The organism is Streptomyces sp. NEAU-174 (genome assembly GCF_052665095.1).
Genome location: NZ_JBQTCE010000006.1, coordinates 226,067 through 243,689 on the forward strand (window position 1 = coordinate 226,067; position 17,623 = coordinate 243,689).

At 70.3% G+C, this 17,623-nt stretch carries 14 protein-coding genes and 4 pseudogenes; 8 read left to right on the plus strand and 10 right to left on the minus strand.

Annotation, left to right across the window (positions count from 1 at the left end):
• Positions 1-22 precede the first annotated feature (22 nt).
• Together ACT2CW_RS19395 and ACT2CW_RS19400 are read left to right on the plus strand one after the other, a co-directional pair.
• A pseudogene (locus ACT2CW_RS19395) lies at positions 23-787 on the plus strand (hypothetical protein); the annotation flags it as partial.
• Positions 788-1,149: 362 nt separating this feature from the next.
• A complete protein-coding gene (locus tag ACT2CW_RS19400) occupies positions 1,150-1,914 on the plus strand; it encodes a potassium channel family protein (RefSeq protein ID WP_445517535.1) in 765 nt (254 codons plus the stop codon).
• A 220-nt stretch (positions 1,915-2,134) separates the two neighbouring features.
• Here ACT2CW_RS19400 and ACT2CW_RS19405 read toward each other — a convergent pair whose 3' ends face one another.
• Both ACT2CW_RS19405 and ACT2CW_RS19410 read right to left on the minus strand, forming a co-directional pair.
• Complete coding sequence (locus ACT2CW_RS19405; protein WP_445517536.1) at positions 2,135-2,902, minus strand: ABC transporter permease subunit; 768 nt, start codon at positions 2,900-2,902, stop codon at positions 2,135-2,137.
• Positions 2,903-2,958: 56 nt separating this feature from the next.
• Positions 2,959-3,804, minus strand: a complete 846-nt coding sequence (locus tag ACT2CW_RS19410) for an ABC transporter ATP-binding protein (RefSeq protein WP_445517740.1) — start codon at positions 3,802-3,804, stop codon at positions 2,959-2,961.
• Positions 3,805-3,809: 5 nt separating this feature from the next.
• Here ACT2CW_RS19410 and ACT2CW_RS19415 point away from each other — a divergent pair, with 5 nt between their 5' ends.
• Positions 3,810-4,283, plus strand: a complete 474-nt coding sequence (locus ACT2CW_RS19415; RefSeq protein ID WP_445517537.1) for a GbsR/MarR family transcriptional regulator — start codon at positions 3,810-3,812, stop codon at positions 4,281-4,283.
• A 378-nt stretch (positions 4,284-4,661) separates the two neighbouring features.
• Here ACT2CW_RS19415 and ACT2CW_RS19420 read toward each other — a convergent pair.
• Positions 4,662-4,862: pseudogene (locus ACT2CW_RS19420) on the minus strand (pressure sensor protein); the annotation flags it as partial.
• A gap of 273 nt (positions 4,863-5,135) precedes the next feature.
• Between ACT2CW_RS19420 and ACT2CW_RS19425 the strand changes: the two are divergent.
• Both ACT2CW_RS19425 and ACT2CW_RS19430 read left to right on the plus strand, forming a co-directional pair.
• The gene (locus ACT2CW_RS19425; protein WP_445517538.1) at positions 5,136-5,678 is read left to right on the plus strand and encodes a hypothetical protein; all 543 of its coding nucleotides are present in this window, start codon (positions 5,136-5,138) and stop codon (positions 5,676-5,678) included.
• A 317-nt stretch (positions 5,679-5,995) separates the two neighbouring features.
• Positions 5,996-6,817 carry an SDR family NAD(P)-dependent oxidoreductase gene (locus ACT2CW_RS19430; RefSeq protein ID WP_445517539.1) on the plus strand — a complete coding sequence of 274 codons (822 nt, stop codon included), beginning with the start codon at positions 5,996-5,998 and terminating at the stop codon, positions 6,815-6,817.
• A 15-nt stretch (positions 6,818-6,832) separates the two neighbouring features.
• Here the strand turns inward: ACT2CW_RS19430 and ACT2CW_RS19435 are convergent, their stop codons facing one another.
• Entirely contained in the window at positions 6,833-7,516 is a 684-nt protein-coding gene (locus ACT2CW_RS19435) for a response regulator (RefSeq protein WP_445517540.1), read from the minus strand.
• Positions 7,513-9,869, minus strand: a pseudogene (locus ACT2CW_RS19440) (ATP-binding protein). The gene ACT2CW_RS19435 and the pseudogene ACT2CW_RS19440 overlap by 4 nt, the downstream one beginning before the upstream one ends.
• A 156-nt stretch (positions 9,870-10,025) precedes the next feature.
• Between ACT2CW_RS19440 and ACT2CW_RS19445 the strand changes: the two are divergent.
• Positions 10,026-10,481, plus strand: a complete 456-nt coding sequence (locus ACT2CW_RS19445) for a hypothetical protein (protein WP_445517541.1) — start codon at positions 10,026-10,028, stop codon at positions 10,479-10,481.
• On the opposite strand, the gene ACT2CW_RS19450 is transcribed toward ACT2CW_RS19445, so the two are convergent.
• Positions 10,383-12,263 carry an APC family permease gene (locus tag ACT2CW_RS19450; protein ID WP_445517542.1) on the minus strand — a complete coding sequence of 627 codons (1,881 nt, stop codon included), beginning with the start codon at positions 12,261-12,263 and terminating at the stop codon, positions 10,383-10,385. The genes ACT2CW_RS19445 and ACT2CW_RS19450 overlap by 99 nt on opposite strands.
• A gap of 425 nt (positions 12,264-12,688) precedes the next feature.
• Positions 12,689-13,336, minus strand: a complete 648-nt coding sequence (locus ACT2CW_RS19455) for a DUF1707 SHOCT-like domain-containing protein (RefSeq protein ID WP_445517543.1) — start codon at positions 13,334-13,336, stop codon at positions 12,689-12,691.
• Positions 13,337-13,716: 380 nt separating this feature from the next.
• On the opposite strand from ACT2CW_RS19455, the gene ACT2CW_RS19460 reads away from it, so the two are divergent.
• Positions 13,717-14,199, plus strand: a complete 483-nt coding sequence (locus ACT2CW_RS19460) for a CBS domain-containing protein (protein WP_445517544.1) — start codon at positions 13,717-13,719, stop codon at positions 14,197-14,199.
• 25 nt (positions 14,200-14,224) lie between these two features.
• Here the strand turns inward: ACT2CW_RS19460 and ACT2CW_RS19465 are convergent.
• Positions 14,225-14,536, minus strand: a pseudogene (locus ACT2CW_RS19465) (sensor histidine kinase); the annotation flags it as partial.
• Between the two features lie 127 nt (positions 14,537-14,663).
• The gene (locus ACT2CW_RS19470; protein WP_445517545.1) at positions 14,664-15,395 is read right to left on the minus strand and encodes a MerR family transcriptional regulator; all 732 of its coding nucleotides are present in this window, start codon (positions 15,393-15,395) and stop codon (positions 14,664-14,666) included.
• A 54-nt stretch (positions 15,396-15,449) separates the two neighbouring features.
• Here ACT2CW_RS19470 and ACT2CW_RS19475 point away from each other — a divergent pair, with 54 nt between their 5' ends.
• Positions 15,450-15,737 (plus strand): hypothetical protein, encoded by a 288-nt coding sequence (locus ACT2CW_RS19475; protein ID WP_414085405.1) that lies wholly within the window; start codon positions 15,450-15,452, stop codon positions 15,735-15,737.
• Positions 15,738-16,042: 305 nt separating this feature from the next.
• Here the strand turns inward: ACT2CW_RS19475 and ACT2CW_RS19480 are convergent, their stop codons facing one another.
• Complete coding sequence (locus ACT2CW_RS19480; RefSeq protein ID WP_445517546.1) at positions 16,043-17,581, minus strand: alpha/beta hydrolase; 1,539 nt, start codon at positions 17,579-17,581, stop codon at positions 16,043-16,045.
• Positions 17,582-17,623: the final 42 nt, after the last annotated feature.

A 17,623-nucleotide genomic window follows, 5' to 3' on the forward strand; every position in this document is an offset into this window, starting at 1 on the left:
CGGCGATCCCGCCGGCCCCCACATGATCGTCTGCGGCGATGACGCGCTGGCCCACCGCCTGGCGGCCGAACTGCACGAGGTCCACCGCACACAGGTGACGGTCGTCGTTCCGGGCGCGGAGACCGCACGGTTACGGGCCATAGGGCCCGCTCGCGCGTCCGCTCTCCTCGGCCGTGTGGCAGCGGCGGTCGGACGGGCGCCGCTCCCCCGGCAGGGCGCGTCGGACGGGGCACCGGATACCGGCGTTCGGGTCATGGAGGCGCCGGACCTCGCTGATGACTGGCCCCGGCGGAGCTGGACGCCGCCACCACCGTGCTGTCCGACGCCGACACCGTGGCCCCCGCACCTGCGGCCACCGCTGTCGCGGCACCCGAAAAGTGGTGCAGGCCGGCGGGCTGCTGCTGCACGCGGCCGAGCACACCCCGCCCGCCCGCGACGAGGTGGCCGACCTGGAAGCCGTCTCCTCCACCGGCCCACCGCTGTCGCCCCGTCGGCTCGGCAGCCGCAGGGTGCCGCTCGGCTCGCCGTTCTCCCGCCGACTGCGCTGGTCCGTCGCCGGGATGGTGACCGCCGTTCTCGCGCTCGCCCTCGCCTCGTGGCGGTTCACCGGGACGACCTTCCCCACGCGGCCTACCTCACCGTGCTGGACGTGCTGGCCATTGACGACCCCGCGACCGACGCGCCGACCGCGCGCAAAGTCCTCCAACTGCCGACCGTCGTTGGTGACGTCACCCATGAACGCGTTCTGGAGGCCGCCAAGATCCGGCGGGCGCATGCGCTGCTCGCGCGGTGATCGCGACGTGGCCGATCGGAAGCCCGGTCTGGTGTGGGACCTGCACCCCGGCTACGTACTGAACCCACGACCCGCCATGGCCTGGGCGAACTCCTCGGCAACAGCTGATCTCCGCCGCCGAAGAGCGCGGAGACGTCCGCCCCGTCTTCTGCTCTCCTCCAAATGATGGTGATACGGCTTGTCCTCATCCGGCGACGGCAGAGGGGGCTGCATGCTGAGGAGATACGGCGGCGTTCGGAGATCGCATGAAGTGGATTATCACCATGGTTGGTGCGGCAACCGTGATGTTCATCCTCCGCGATATGTTCCACACCTTGTGGCACCCCACTCGACACGGGGGGCTGAGCAGGATGGTCATGACCAGCCTGTGGCGGCTCTCATCGCGGCTGAGCCCCCGTAGGCGGGCCGCAGGCCTGGCCGGACCGCTCGGCATGGTCGTGGTGGTGGCCATGTGGGCCTGCGGCGTGGCCGTGGGATGGGCGCTGGTCTACTGGCCGCACATGCCGCACGGCTTCTCCTTCGCCACCGGCCTGGACCCGATGGAGCACTCAACACCGGTGGACGCTCTGTACATCTCACTGGTCACCTTGGCCACTCTCGGCCTCGGCGACATCACCCCCGCAGTCGGATGGCTGCGCATCGTCGCTCCGCTGGAAGCCCTCGTCGGCTTCGCTCTGCTGACCGCCATCGTCTCCTGGATCCTCGGCATCTACCCGGCGCTCACACGTCGGCGGGCCCTCGCACTGCGCCTGTCCCATCTGCGTCGCGCCCACCTCACCGAGGAATCTCTGGACACCGCCCCCGCTGTCGCCCTCCTCGACGGGCTGGCCGCCGACATCGCACGCGTGCACGTGGACTTTCTCCAGTACGCCGAGTCGTACTACTTCCACGACGGGCTCGGCGACACGTCCCTGGCCCAAACCCTCGGCTACGCCGCTGAACTGGGCCAGTCCATCCGTACCACTGGGCACGCCGATGTCCGGACCTCCACAGCCGTCCTGACCGTCGCACTCGAAGATCTGGCCGCCGTCCTCGACCAGCGTTTCCTGCATACGGGCGGCAGCGTGTATGAGATCTTTCAAGCTTACGCGAGGGATCACAACGGCCTTGGCCCAGCGTGATGTTGGCACTCGGCGCCGACCTCGGCGGCAACGCATTCAGCATGCAGGGTGCCGCCAAGTGCCTCGGTGGTCCCCCAGAGCGCTCGCGTAGACGCGAACACTCAGGGGGGCGAGGCGCGCCACGGTGGTAAGGGGGTGGAGCAAGCGGAGATTGTCTGGTTGCCCCCTGGGGACAACCAGACAGCACCGGAGTCCTCATGGAATCCCATTCGCGTGAGGCTCAGCAGTTCACATCGCGTCGGTTGAAGCGGACCGTGCCGACGGCGAGGAAGACGGCGGAGAGGATGACCAAAACGGCGATATCCCCCCACTGGAAGCCGTTCCGGAGGGGCTCACCACCGATGTAGTAGTACATCGGTGAGACGTACTTGATACCGTCGCCGACCTGCGTGTAGAGGGAGTTCCCCATGTAGGCGATGACACCGACGACGATGCTGCTCGCGAGCACGGCGACTTTGCTGCCGAAGGCCGTGCCGGCGCCGAAGGCGAGTGCCGCGAAGGTCACGCACAACAGAAGCAGGTTCACACACTGCGCGAGGAGCTCCACGGGTGTGACACTGTTGAGCTCGGCGCCGTCGCGGATCGCGAGCAGGGCGAGCCAGACAACGGCACAGATCACCAGGGCACCCGTCACCGCACCGGCGAAGCGCTGCACCACGAGCTTGGTGCGGGTGGCGGGGTGCGCGAGCAGCAGGTCCATCTGGCCCGACTCCTCGTCGCTCGCGGTGGCCCGCAGACCTGCGGTGATTCCGTAGATCATGGCCAGCAGCGGCAAAATGAGGCCGAAGACCGTGGCCTGTAGATAACCCGCCGCCGTCGCGTCGACGTGGGGGGACTCGCGGAACGCCGTCGGCATGCTGTCGGTGTTGTTCTTCTGCTCCGGGTACGTACTGGCGTATCCCATCCCGACGACGGCGCAGCCGACGGCCCAAGCGATCAGCCCGCGCCTGCTGTCGGCGAGGAACTTGGTGTAGAGGGGGGAACTCATGGCCCGAGGATCCTTTCCGGTCCGGTGTACGAGGCCGCTGTCGAGTACTCAGTGGCTCAGGCTTCGCCGACCGGAGCGGGGCGCGGCGTGGGGCGGGGCGCGGCTTCCGCCCCTTCGTAGTAGGAATGGAAGAGGTCTTCGAGAGCCGGTTTGGTGACCTGTAGACCGGTGACGGTGTGCCCGGCGAGGGCCTTGACCAAGTCGTCCGGATCACCGGAGAACGACCCGCTGAGCGTGGTGCCGGCGGTGTCGACATGCAGTCCGTCGGCGCCGGGCACTCGGATGAACGCGTCAGTGGACACAGGAGAGGCGAAAGTGACCTCGACCTCCCGCGTGGACACGGAGCGCAGGTTGGCGACGCTGTCGAGGGCGACGAGGGAACCGTCGCGGATGATGCCCACGCGGTGGGCGACGGCCTCGACCTCGCTCATGATGTGGCTGGACATGAAGACCGTCTGTCCGCGCTCAGCGGCGTCGGCGATCAGTTCCAGGAAGGTCTGCTGGACGAGCGGGTCGAGCCCGGAGGTGGGCTCGTCGAGGATCAGCAGTTCGGGGGTGTGCATCAGGGCCTGTACCAGACCTACCTTCTGCCGGTTGCCCTTGGACAACTTCTTGATCCTGGCGCTCTGGTCGAGGCCGAGACGCTCAGGGAGTTCGTCGATCCGCCCCTGCGGCACCTCGCCGCGCAGCGCGGCGAGGAAGCGCAGGTAGCCGCTGACGCTCTGCCGCCCGTCACACACGAAGTCACCCGGCAAGTAGCCCACACGGGCGCGTAACCTGATGCCATCGGTCAGCGGGTCGAGGCCCAGGACCATCCGGGAGCCCGAGGTGGGCCGGATCAGATCCAGGAGCAGCCGGATCGTCGTGGTCTTCCCCGCGCCGTTGGGTCCCAGAAAGCCGATCCTGGATGGAACAGAACGACGCGGAACTCCTCGACGCTGCCGAGCGGTTGGCCCTCCTGCTCGCCGAGGGGGGTATGCAGCGCACTACGGCCCGAGTGATGACCGCCCTGCTCTACAGCCAGGAGGAGACGATGACCGCAGGCACCCTCTGCGAACGTCTCCAGATCAGCTCGGGCGCCGTCTCCGGGGCCGTCAAGCAGCTCATCCAGATCGGCATCATCGAGCGGGTGCCCGCACCGGGCAGCCGTCGCGACCACTATCGGTTCCGCAAGCACGCCTGGGCCACGATGATGGGCAGCCAGAACGCGGTGATCGACATCATGGAACAGGCCGCGTCGGAAGGGCTGGGGTTGGCGGGCACGCAGAGTCCCGCCGGGCGTCGGCTCCATGCGATGCACGACTTCTACGCCTTCATGCAGCGGGAATTCACCCCGCTTATCGAGAAATGGCGCGAGCAGTACGACGCCGAGAACCCCTGATTCCGGGGGTGGTGCTGGGGTACTCCCCGGGGCGCCTCGTCGGCGGGCGAGCGAAGACTGATCCGCGACGAGCCGCGTGGGTGCGACGAGCACCGTGCCCGCTGCGGAGTAGAAGAGGGTAGGGAACATATGGCTGACCAGTCCGTGGCCGCACCGCCGTTCTTCGCCGACGGCGGTCCCGCGCTGTACACGTGGATGCGCAACGCTCGCGACAACACGCCGGTCATGTTTGACGAACCATCTCAGGGAGCACTGGTGGTAGCGAGTAGTTAGCCCCCTGCCCCGCGGGAGGAGGTCCGCTTGCCGCGGCGGATGAGCCTTTCGGTTGCCAGGGCGGAAGTAGTGCGACAGCGCGGCGTCGATCTTCTCGGGCGGGTCGCGGTACGACACGCTCGTGCGGAACACGGTCTCCAGGCCCTCGGCCATCTTTCGGGTGTGCGGGCGACCGTAGTCCTCCATGAATCCGATGGCCACGTCGGTGCCCCGGCCGGCGCGGCGCTGTCCCTCGCCGAGCATGTCGTAGGTCTTGCCCACCCCGGGGGCGGCACCGAGGTAGACCCGCAGCCTTCCGCGCGCCACGGTTCACTCCTCTCGCGCGAGCGGTTGTCTTCCTTCTCCATGGTCGTCCCTCAGCGTCGGCGCGACGCTTGTCCGGACCTTCTTCCTGTTCGGCTTGGGAGAGGCCGCACTCGTCACCGGGGAAGTCCTCCGCGAGGCCGAACCGAACGCGACCGCCGCCCTCACGTCCGCGTCGGCTGAGCCTCGGCAGACCGTTAACAACGAGCATGGACCACGTAAGAGGGACGTCAGGGCCGATGCCGCCCGCGGAGCCGTCCGTCTAGCGTGATGGCCATGGAACGGCGAGACGGCCGATCCGCCAGACGCCCGTCGCGCGGGAACGCAGTAGGCCAGCGCCGATGGCGTGCGGACGCACGAGGCGCGGGGTACATCGCACTGTCGTTCGCCGCGCTGACAACCCTGCTCGACTGGGGTTCAGGCGGACTCACCATCCCGCGCGCCGATCTCTGGTCCCTGCTCGCGATCCTCGTCTTCGCCGTATTGCGGCCACCGCGAGTGACCGCGGATGAGGGATGGCTGACGGTGCGCGGATGGCTCCGCGTGCGCCGCGTCCGCACCGACGCCCTCGTCTCGATACGGCAGGACGGCAGGATCGCCACCCGCCTCGTTCTGAGGGACGCCCACGGCCGCTCGGTGGCGCTCGACCCCCGCGTCCTGCTCGCCGATCCCCTGCTGTGGCACGAGCTGGAGACCGGTGCCCGGCGCTCCCTCGCGCGCGGCACCTTGCGGCACGGGGAGGAGACGCTGCGGCGGCTGGGCGAGCAGATCGACGGGGAAACGGCTCACGCGGTGCTCAAGGCGTCCGGGTTGGAGTGACCCGATCAGATAAGGGTCGGGGCGGAGTGACCCGCGTCAGAGGGGTGTCAGGACTCCGTCAGAGGCCCGTCAGAAACGGCTGGAGTCTCTGGAACCAGGACCGGCCGCGCTCTTGAATGGTGGCCATGAACAGCGCTCTGCGCCATGACGACCGGCCACCGCATACGGTGCGGCCCGGTTGCGCGCCCTGTTCTCTCCGCGCGCTCTGACGCGCCGAGCCCACGGCCGCCCGCGCGAGCGGGAGCCGTCCCTTCTTCTCACGTTCTCCGCCACGCGGGGGATGCGCCTGCCTGCCCCGCGCCCTTCAGGAAGGAATCATGTCTCTTCCCTCATCCTCAGCCCGGACCGCCCTGGTGACCGGAGCCAGCTCGGGCATCGGCTGGGAGACCGCCCGGCTCCTGGCCGAGCGTGGCTGGACCGTCCTCGTTCACGCACCAGATGCCGATGCCGGGCGGCGGGCCGTGGAGCGGCTGGTCGACGCGGGCGCCGATCGGACACGCCTCGATCTCGCCGTGGCGGACTTCTCGCGCCTCGCCGAGGTCCGCGCGCTGGCCCGGTCGGTGGCCGAGGCACACCCGGCGCTCGACGTGCTGGTGAACAACGCGGCCGTGGCCGCACCGGAGCGCCGCACCCTCACCCCCGACGGCAACGAGTTGGCCTTCCAGGTCAACTTCCTGGCCGCCTACCTGCTCACCCGGGAGCTGACCGGACCCTTGCGATCCCGGCCGGGCAGCCGAGTGGTCAATGTGTCCTCCTCCATGCACCGCACCGCGTCCATCGCCTGGAACGACCTGAGCCGGGCCCAGCGCTACTCCCGGCACGCTGTGTACGCGCAGTCGCAGCTCGCCTTGACGATCTTCGCCCGGGCCGCCGCCTCCGGCAGGGCACCGTACACCGCGGTCAGTGTGCACCCGGGGATCTGTGAGACGGCGCTGCTGTCGCTGTACGCGCATGAGGGGGACCCCGCCGCCGAGGGTGCCGCGCGCGTGGCGCGGCTGTGTGATCCGGCGACCGATGTGATCCCCGGCGCCTATTACGACCGCACCGCGCTCCCCCCGGCCGCTCCCATCGCGACCGAGGACCGTACGGTCCGCCGGCTGTGCAAGGTGGCCGACCGGCTGGTCGCCAGGGCCGCCTGACGCCCAGGGCCGTGGTCATGGCTCGAACCGGTACACCAGCCCCGGCACGGTGATCAGGTGGCGTGGGCGTGCCGGTTCGGGTTCCAGCTTGCGGCGCAGGCCGGCGAGGTAGATGCGCAGGTAGTTGCTCCGGCTCTCGTAGCCCGGGCCCCAGACGTCGCGCAGTAGCTGTTGGCCGGTGATCAGGCGGCCGGGATGGCGCAGTAACAGGGCGAGGACGCGCCACTCCGTGGGGGTGAGATGCGGTGCCTCGCCCTCTCCCGACCTGGGCGCGATGCGATACGCCCCGAGATCGACCCGCCAGGAGGCGATGTCCACCGCATCCGGTTGCTGAAGGACGGGCGGGCGGCGCAGCGCCGCGCGCAGCCTGGCGGCCAGCTCCTCCACGGCGAACGGTTTGATCAGGCAGTCGTCCGCACCGGCGTCCAGCACCTTGACCGTGTCGGCGGGTTCGGTGTGCCCGGACAGCGCGATGATGGGCAGCGGACTCCAGGCCCGGACGCCGCGGATGAGGTCCGTACCCGCCGTGCCGGGCAGCCCGAGGTCAAGGATGAGGGCGTCCGGCAGACAGCACGAGACGAATCGCAGGGCGGTCTCGCCGTCCTGTGCGGTGTGGACCGTGTAGTGCTGGGCTCGCAGGGCCATGTCCAGCGCCCGCAACAGCTGCGGGTCGTCCTCGGCCACCAGGACGCTCCTCATGCCACGGCCCTCGGTTCCGGTGACGGGGCGACGGGCAGGGACACGACCATGGTCAGCCCACCGCCGGGGGTGTCCTCGGGGATGAGGAGGCCGTCCATGGCCTCGGTCAGGCCACGGGAGAGGGCCAGCCCGAGCCCGAGGCCGGTGGTGTTGTCGGTGTCCCCCAGCCGCTGGAACGGTTCGAAGATCCGTTCCCGGTCGGCCGGGGGCAGGCCGGGACCCCGATCGACGATCCTCAGCTCCACCCGGGAGGCCAGGGCACTGGCGCCGATCAGCACCTGTGTGCCCTCGGGCGTGTGCCGTACGGCATTGGTGACCAGGTTCGCGATGACGCGCTCCAGGAGCGGAGGGTCGGCGAGCACGTCGGGGACGTCCGCCAGTCCCTGGGGCACGACATCGACGGGGCTGTCGGGCAGGGTGTCCAGGGCCAGCGGGGTGACCTCGGACAGGGCCGTGGGCTGGAGGCGGAGGGTGAGGGCACCGGCCTGGAGGCGGCTCATGTCGAGGAGGTTGTCGACCAGTCGGTTGAGCTTGGCCATCGACTCCTCGGCGGTGGCCAGCAGTTCGTCGCGGTCCTCTTCGGAAAACTCCACGTCGCGGCTGCGCAGCGAGCTGATGGCGGCCCAGCCGCCGGCGATCGGGGTGCGCAGATCGTGGCTGACGGCGGCGAGCAGGGCGGTGCGCATCCGGTCGGCGGCCTTGACCGGCTCGACCTCGGCGGCGGCCTCGGCCAGCCGGGCCCGTTCCAGGGCGGCGGCCACGTGCCCGGCGAAGGCGGTCAGCACCCGGCGTTCGGAGGCGTCGAGGTGACGGCCACGCAGGACGAGGCGGTCCTCCGGGCCGACGGGCACGGCGACGGGCCGCACACCTTCTCCGGCCCCAGCTCCGCCGTCCGGACCGGTGCGGGCGGTGAGTTCGGCGGAATTCATGCCGAACGCCTCCCGCGTACGGTCCAGGAGCCCCTGCACCGTCTGGTCGCCGCGCAGCACATCCCCCGCGAGGGACGACAGCGTCTCCGCCTCGGCGGTGGCATTGGCCGCGCGGCGGGACAGCCGCAGGGAGCGGTCGACGATCGTCGCGACCGTCACGGCGACCACCGCGAAGGTGGCGAGGGCCAGCGCGTTGTTGGGCGTACCGATGGTGAACTGGCCGATGGGCGGGATGAAGTAGTAGTTGAGCAGCAGCGACGCCGTGATCGAGGCGAGCAGCGCGGAGACCACGCCGCCGACGCAGGCGACGCCGACCACCGTGAGCAGCAAGAGCAGTGCCTCGCTGGTGAGGTTGAGCCCTCCGCGGTTGGTGGCGAGGACGGCGGTCAGCAGCGGTGGGAGGACGAGTCCGGCGACCGGCCCGGCCACCTTGCGGACGCGGGACAGACTGCCTCCGCGGGCGGGCAGGAGACGGCCGCGGCCGGCTCGTTCATGGGTCACCATGTGGACGTCGATGTCGCCGGACAGCTCGACGATGGTGTCCCCCACGCCGCGCCCGGTGAGGAAGCGCAGCAGGTGGCCACGGCGGCTGGTGCCAGCAGGTCGCCCCCGGCCGAACGGTCGGCGATCCGGGCGGCACGGCGGATCAGTGTCTCGCCCTCCGGGCCGCCGGTAAGGGCCACCACCACCCGTTCCCGCGTCTCCCACACGCCATCGATCCCATGCTCGAAGCGGTACGTGTGCAGGGCCTCGTCCACCCGCCCCGCGACCCACAGCAGCGCCAGCTCGCGCAGGGCGGTGAGGTTGCCCAAGCGGTAGTAGTTCGCCAGCGCGGCGTCGACCTTCTCGGGGGCGTAGATGTTTCCGTGCGCCATGCGGCGGCGCAGCGCTTCACCGGCCATGTCGACCAGCTCGATCTGGTCGGCGCGGCGCACGACCTCGTCCGGCACGGTCTCCCGCTGCGGCACGCCGGTGATCTTCTCCACGACGTCGTTGAGCGATTCGAGGTGCTGGATGTCGACGGTGGTGACGACGTCGATTCCCGCCCTGAGCAGTTCCTCGATGTCCTGCCACCGCTTGGCGTGGCGCCCGCCGGGGATGTTGGTGTGGGCGAGTTCGTCGATGAGCGCCACCCGGGGTGAGCGGGCCAGGACCGCGTCGAGGTCCATCTCGGTGAAGGTGGTACCGCGATACTCGCGTGCGGCCCGGGGGACGGTCTCCAGTCCCTCGAGCATCTCCTCGGTGTACCGGCGCTTGTGGCACTCGGCGAAGCCCACCACCACGTCCGTGCCCCGGCGGGCCCGGCGTCGGCCTTCGTCCAGCATCCGGTAGGTCTTGCCGACCCCGGGCGCGGCCCCGAGGAACACCTTCAGCGTGCCGGGCCGGCTGCCCGCCGTGCCTGCTGCGACGACGCGGTGCGTCATCGAGGGCCCTCCTTGTGCGATGAGCACGCCGACCGGTGGCGTGGGCGGGTCCCGTACCACGCGACGGTCGCCACTGTGCGGACCAGGTTTGACATACGGGACCCCGCTGAGTCGTATGAACGTCCCCGCTCCCACTGGAGCAGTCGGTGTCGGCACATGGCCGACTCCCCCAGCGAAGCGCGGCACGCGACCACCAAGGACTCTTGTTGGCGCGGTCCTGACGCGTTGGCCGAAGACGTTGACGGCGTCTTGACGTGTATCCAGACGCTGGTGCAGGCCGAGAGCCTCTTCAACGACGCGACCTCGCTGGTGCTGTTCCGTCTGGCGGTCTCGGCCGCCATCGCCTCCGGAGCCGTCCCCTGGCAGCATGCGGCGGGCGCGTCCGCGCTGCTGGCAGGCGGCTGGGTCGGCGCCCACTGCTCGCCCGCGGAGAGCAAACCCGCGAGCGCTTCCAAGGCGTCGAACCGAAGGACGCCGGTGCCACGGTGGCCGCGCATCAGCAGCGTGGGTCTTTCAGGCCGTCGGCAGCCGGAAACGGAGTCGGCAGACGACCGCGTCGGTGTCGCGGCGCAGCGCGTGGGCGACGACGGCGCCGCGTTGGTTCAGCAGTAGCCGCTGCCACATCCGGGCGGGTTCGGTCTCGGGGATGAGGACGGTGATCCGTGAGCCGGGATGGTGTGCGCCGAGGTCGCGGACGTACGCCGTGATCGGGCGGCCCAGGGACCGGGTCGCGGAGTCCACCTCGATCAGGTCGACGCCCGGGTCCCACAGCTCCCAGTCGCGGCGGAGTGTCTCGGCGGCCCGCCGGTCCTCGGGGCCGGGGTGGACGACGGTGACGGCGTGGACCTCGTCGCCGAGGGACACGGCCGCGTCCAGGGCCTCACGGGTCAGCCGGGACAGACCGGAGACCGGGACGACGACCAGCGAGTGGTCCCGGTGCGGTGCGTCGGGGACGCGGCCGAGCTCCAGCGCCCGTCCCATCCGGTCGTACGCGCCGTGGACGCGCTCGAAGACCACGACGAGCAGCGGCAGGGCGATGACGATGAGCCAGGCGCCCTCGGTGAATTTGGTGGCGGTGACCACGATCGCGGCGACGCCGGTGAGCAGGGCGCCGAAGCCGTTGAGCGCCGCCTTGCCCCGCCAGCCGGGGGTGCGATGTTGGCGCCAGTGGCGGACCATGCCGGTCTGACAGAGGGTGAAGCCGACGAAGACGCCGATGGCAAAGAGCGGTACGAGGGTGTTGGTGTCCCCGCCTGAGACGATCAGCAGGGCGGCGGAGACCACGGCGAGGGCGAGTACGCCGTGGCGGTGGACCTGGCGGTCGGCCTTCAGGCCGAAGACGTGCGGCAGATGGTTGTCCCGGGCGAGCAGACTCATCAGGACGGGCAGTCCGCCGAAGGAGGTGTTGGCGGCGAGCGCGAGCAGCACCGTGGTGGCGAACTGGACGACGTAGAAAGCCCAGTTGTGGCCGAGGGAGGCGTCCGCGAGCTGGGCGAGCACGGTGACACCCTCGACGGGCTGGAGGTGGAAGCGGCCAATCAGCACCGACAGGCCGATGAGCATGACACCGAGCAGGGCGCCGAGGGCCACCTCGGTGCGCTGGGCCCGGCGGACGGCCGGTGTGCGGAAGGAGGGTACGGCGTTGGCGACGGCCTCGACGCCGGTGAGAGCGGAGCAGCCCGAGGCGAAGGCCTTCAGCAGGAGCAGCGCGCCGACCGTCGTGGCGCCGTGGCCGAGCGCGGAGGCATGGCCGTCGGCGGTGGCGGTGGAGACCGGGGCGGACCGGAAGAGGCCGACGGCGATGATGGCGAGGATGCTGCCCACGAAGACGGCGGTGGGGAGGATGAAGGCGCGGGCGGAGTCGGCGATGCCCCGCAGATTGACCGCGGTGACCAGCGCGAGCACGGCGAGACAGATCCACACCCTCTCGTCGTACAGGGCCGGGAAGGCCGAGGTCAGGGCGGCGACTCCGGCGGTCACGGACACGGCCACATTGAGGACGTAGTCCAGGATCAGCGAGGCCGCGGCCACCGGGGCGGGCCGTCGGCCAAGATGTGCCTTGGCCACCGCGTAGGCGCCGCCGCCGTTGGGGAAGGCGGCGATGACCTGTCGGTAGGAGGCCACCAGCACCGCCAGCAGCCCGGCGATGGCGAGGGTGACCGGCAGGGTGAAGCCGAGCCCGTGGGCACCGGCGGCGGCCAGGACCAGGACGATGGCCTCCGGGCCGTACGCCACGGACGCCATCGCGTCCAGCGAGAGCGCGGCCAGACCCTGGACGGCGGTGAGTCTGTGCCGCCCGCCCGGGTCCTCGGACACCGCGCCGGTATCGGGCGGCTCCTCATCGGCCGTGGCCGTGGCCTTGGTTCCGTGTCCACCACGGGCAACCGTCGACATGGCGCTGCTACCTCCAGGATCGTTTTCCGACCGGAGTGCTCAGCTTCAAGGGCCGACCGGAAGGGCCGAGCCCCGTTATCGGATTCCTGTCACCGAGCGCGGCACTTTTGATGCTCTCCTGACACCGCTCACACGGCGCCGTCAGGACCGCGTCAATCCCGGGTGGTACGGCGTCAGGACAGCGATAACGTCCATGGTCCGCGGGCCGCCGGTCGTGGGAGCTTGGGTCTCGCGGCGGAGAGGGCCGCGGAACGGCCGCTCAGCGGTGTGTTGGGGCTATCAGCGCGATGACCAGCACCGTCGCCGCTGGAAACCGCGATCCGGCGCGTTCACGGTGCCCGGCACCGTACCTGAGTGCGCGTCGGTCCCCGTGGGGGCACCGCCTTCCGCCCTCCCCGCTCTCTCCGCCGCACACCACGTTGGAGTCAAGCACCTGCGGTAACGGACGTGGGCCTGCGCAGCAGCCACTGCCCGAAGGTCCGGCGCGGCGGCCGTACCACCACGCGGCCGTGGGCCTTCAGACCGACCAGCTCCACTCGCAGAGTGACCGGTGTATCCGGATGCGTGGGAGTCCGACGGTACTTGACCCTACAGTGCACCAGTTGCAGACCATCGGTGTCGACCACGATGCCCGGCCTCGTGACCAGCGTCAGGGTCTTCCCCGTCATGCCCACGTCGATCCGCAAGGTGTCGTGCGTGATCACTGCGTCGGTGAAGTCGAGCGTCACCTCGCAGTACGTCACCGCGAGCTCCAGCCTCCGCGGTACCACCCAGCGCCCCACGCGCTCGATCGCGCCACTGTGGACCTGTTCGATCCGGACTACGTCCTTGGCCTCTGCTCCAGTCACGCCAACGGGTGGCAGGTCAGTGGTGAGCGCGGCCAGTTCGCCCAGAGTCCGCGCCGACAGGGCGGCTTCCAGCCGCTCGTCCAGCTCTTCCGCGGTCAGCAGGCCGTCCCCGGCCGCGATACGCAGCACATCCACCACCCGGTCCCGGTCCGCATGAGAGGCTCGCAGCTCGGGCGACGAGCCGGGGCCGGGGTGTTTCCCGGTGGGCGAAATCTCTTCCGACATGCTTCCGTCCTGGTCGTGTCCAACGTCTCCGCGCGACGCATGCAGCGGCGTGAGTAGCAGACTTACGTTATATCGCGACATGGATCCCGACCAGGCCCCATCGCCGAGAGGCGATGGTCAGCTTCGATTCACGGCATGCGGCATGCGGCATGCCGAGGCCCGGTCGCGGCAACAACCGCCTCCCCGGGGCTAGTTCACACCGCTCCCATGGCCGCTTCAGCGCGTCCGAAATGCATAGAACAAGATCGTCACCGTTGAAGGAGCCAGTCACCCGGCAGTGCCGCATGAATCGCGTATATAACCGTCCGATGACCTGGCGCGAGAGATGGGACGCGTACGACGCTGGGTTCCAGGACGTACAGGAAAGACGAGGAGCCACGGTGCGCGCATGTGACCTGGCGATGGAGTACGAGTCGGTGAGCGTCGACAGCAGCGCCCTGGACGCGGCGCGGCTGATGGCCGAGCACAAGCTGCCCGGCCTGCTCGTGCTGGACGAACGGGGCGAGCCGAAGGCCATCCTGCCCGCCTCCCAAATGATCAAAGTGTTGGTCCCCGGCTATGTCATCGAGGACCCCACCTTGGCCGCGGTGGTCGATGAGCAGCACGCCGACCGGCTGTGCCAGGCGCTGGCCGGCCGCCGCGTCGGCGAGTGCCTGCCCGGCACGGCGGCTCCGCCGCCGATCGCCGACCCCGACGACACCGCGCTCGAGGTCGCCGCTCTGATGGCGCAGATGCGAAGCCCCCTGGTCGCGGTCGTCAGGAAGGACAAGACCGGTACGCGTCTGCTCGGCGTCATCACCGCCTCGCATCTGCTGCGTGAGCTGCTGGACAAGACAGGCACCTTGGGCGCCCCGGGCGCCTGACCGGTGGGCTTCTGAGTGTCGCCGCCTACGACGTGGCACTCGTGGAAAGGCCGGGGGTGGCCGGTGGGCGGTCCGCCGCCTCCGGAAGGCTGAGGACCATGGTGAGGCCGCCGCCGGGGGTGTCCTCCGCGCGCAGGGTGCCGCCCATGGCCTCGGCGAAGCCGCGCGCGACCGCCAGTCCGAGGCCGACTCCGTTGCCGCGCGGGGAGTCGTCGTAGCGCTGGAAGGGTTCGAAGATGCGCTCCTTGGCCTCGTCCGGCACGCCAGGGCCACGGTCCAGGACCCGGACCTCGACCCGGTCACCCAGAGCGCTGGCGGAGACGAGGACCGGCTGTCCTTAACGGCCCTCTTACGGAGACTCTGACGGTCTTGACGGGACTCTTACGCCGCGCCACGCCCATCGTCCGGGTGATCGGGGTGTCGCCAAGCGCCACCACCAGCGCTTGCCTTGGGGCAGCGTCGCGTCACGCGTCCAGTTGCTCACGAATGAGCGTGTCGAGTCGCCGCCATGCCGGGGACGAGGCGTTGACGGCACCCTGGATGAGCGCGGGGATCTCAGAGTCCGCATCCAGCTTGGGCAGGTCGTCGGGTCCGTAGCGTTCTCGGGTCGCTTCGGCGATCCGGCGGGCGAGGTCGTCGATGCGGGGATCGTCGGCATCGAGGTCGTGCGCGTGGTCGTAGTCGAGGAAGAGCTGCCGCAGCGCGGGGTCGGCCAGGGTCTCGGCTTGGTCGGCCAAGAGAGTGATCGCGCGTTCTGGGTGGGTGGCGAACACAAGGATCCACAGGTCGCGTTGCAGGTCCACCCATCGAGGGGTGAATCCCCAGCGGACCAGGTGTTCCAGATGGGCACCGACCTCGACGGGAAGCGGTGTCAGATGCCCGGCGGCGAGCTGACGCAGGCGCCCTTGCGTTGCTCGCAGGCCACGGATGCGGGCGGTGAGCTCATTGTCGATTTCGCGCAGCGCCTGCTGGAGCTCCTGGTCGGTCGCTGATCTCAGGTTCCGGATACGGGCCAGGGGGACGCCGGCCTCGGCGAGGGTGCGGATCTTGATCAGGTCGATGGCGTCGTGCGCGCCGTACCGCCGGTAGCCGGACGCATCGCGGTCGGGCTCGGGGAACAGCCCCTTGTCGTGATAGACGCGAATGGTCTTGATCGACACTCCGACGTATCTGGCCAGCTGCCCGATGGTGATCACACCGCCATCGTCCCACTTGACCTTTCCCCAGGGGCAGGCTCGCATCATGGCGCCATGGCGAATACCAACATCGATCGGGAGACCTTGCGCGAGCTGGCCGACGGGGGCAACGAGACCGCTTTGGACCGGCTGGCCGACCTCGCCGACGCAGCCGGCGACCTGGGGGAGCTGAGCGAGCTGTTGGACGAGGGGTGCATGCACGCCGGGTTCCTGCTCACTCGACGCGCGATCGCGACCGGCGACCTGCGTGAGCTGCAACGGATCTCCGACGCTGGGTACGACGAGGCTGGGAACGAGTTGAACCGATTGCTGGACACACCGGCCGAAGGACATCGGGATTGAGGATCCGATCGGCGGACAACAGAAGCCGATGACGGCGGAGGAGATCCGCGCGCTCGTCAACGCCGCGCTCGCAGATCCCACCGTCGACCTCGTCGGTTCGCGGGCAGTCGACATCCCTGTCCACTGGGCCTCTCCTTCGCAGCCGGAGAACCCGGCAGCGAGCTGTCGTCCTGCGCGTCCTCGGGGCCGAGCAGAGCGGAGCGCGTCCGCGGCCTGCTCGCCGGACTCGGCGTCGAAACGGCATGACAGCCCCACGACGACGGGCGGCCGCATCACGGCGATGCGACACGAGCGCCCAAGGCACGCTATTGAGGCGTGGACCTGCTGTCGGTGGGCGGCGGCCCGGGCAGGCCGGGCCCCGCACAGCGCACATCCGCCGTTGGCGCGGCCCCGTCGACGAGGTAGGCGGCCGTGGCGTCGTCCACGCAGGCGTTGCCCCGGCTGGCGAACACCCCGTGCGAGTAGTCGTTGTCGAGCGTCACCAGGCGCGAGCCGGGAAGCAGACGGCGCAACTGGCGCGCGCCCTCGATGGGCGTGACGGGGTCGTGGGCGGAGGCCACCAGGAGAACGGGCGGCGCGTCGGGGCTGCCGAGCGGGGTGCTGCGGGCGGGATGGTGGTGCCAGTAGGCGCAGGTGGTCGCCTCCATGCCGGTGAGGACCGGCTGGGGGTCGACGCGTCGGGTGCGGCGGATGTCCGTCACGATCCGCCGGGGCGTGGGGCCGGGGCCGTCGGCGCACTTGACGATGCGGTTGGCGGCTTCGTAGTTGCGTGAATCCGGGCCGGCGAAGTCCTCGGCGGGACGGAGTGCGTCGGGGCTGCCGTCGCGCAGGTAGGTTCGCAGGCCATCGGCGAGGCCCGCCCAGCGTTCGGTGCGGCCGAGGGCGCGGTACACGGCTCGGTCGAATTCCGCGGGGCCGAAGCCGGCCGCGGGGTCGGCGGTGAGTCCGTCGCGTACGTGCAGGTAGGCCCGGCGTACGGCCACCGCGCTGTCGCCCAGGCGGAAGCGGTCCGCGTGGGCGGCGGTCCAGGCGAAGAAGGTGTCGCGCTGCCGCAGCAGTGCCCGGCTCTGGATCACATCGAAGTCGTACCAGTTCCAGGGCCCTACGACGCTGTCCAGGACCATCCGGCCCGTGCGGTGCGGGAAGGCCGCGGCGTAGGCCGCGCCGAGGTAGGTGCCGTAGGAGACACCGAGGAAGTTCGTCCGCCGTTCGCCGAGCGCGGCGCGTATCGCGTCCATGTCCCGGGCGGTCTGTTCCGTCGACAGGTACCGCGATACGTCGCCGGCGCCCGCCGCGCAGTCGTCGGCCAGGTCGCGCAGTGACGCCAGGTGGGTCCGCTCGGCCGTCGGGCCGACGGGCACGGGGTCCGCGCCCGGGGCGGCGAAGAGACCGCCCATCGGGCCGCAGTCGACCGGCGCGCTCTGCCCGACGCCGCGTGGGTCGAAGCCGATGACGTCGTACGAACGACGCACGCTCACGGGGAGTTTGGCCCGCTTGGTGACCGCGTAGGGGAGCCCGGAGCCGCCTGGCCCACCGGGGTTGACCAGCAGGATGCCGCGCCGCACGGCGGGTGCCCCCGAGGCCCGGATACGCGAGACGGCGATCTCGATGCGCGGGCCACGGGGGCGGTTCCAGTCCAGCGGGACGCTCAGCCGCCCGCATTCGACGCGCTCCGGTGCGGGCGGCTCGGGCTCGGATCCGGGGCAGGCGCCGAAGCGGAGTGCGGATGCCGAACCGGCGGAGGGGACACGGGCGGCGGACTGGGCGGGCGCGGCGGGGACGAGGGTCGCGGCGATGGCCGCCAGGGCGCACAGCGGGGCCGTGCGGTGCGTGGGTGAGGTCACAACGATTCCTTCCTCGGTTCACACAGAGTCAGATGACAATGA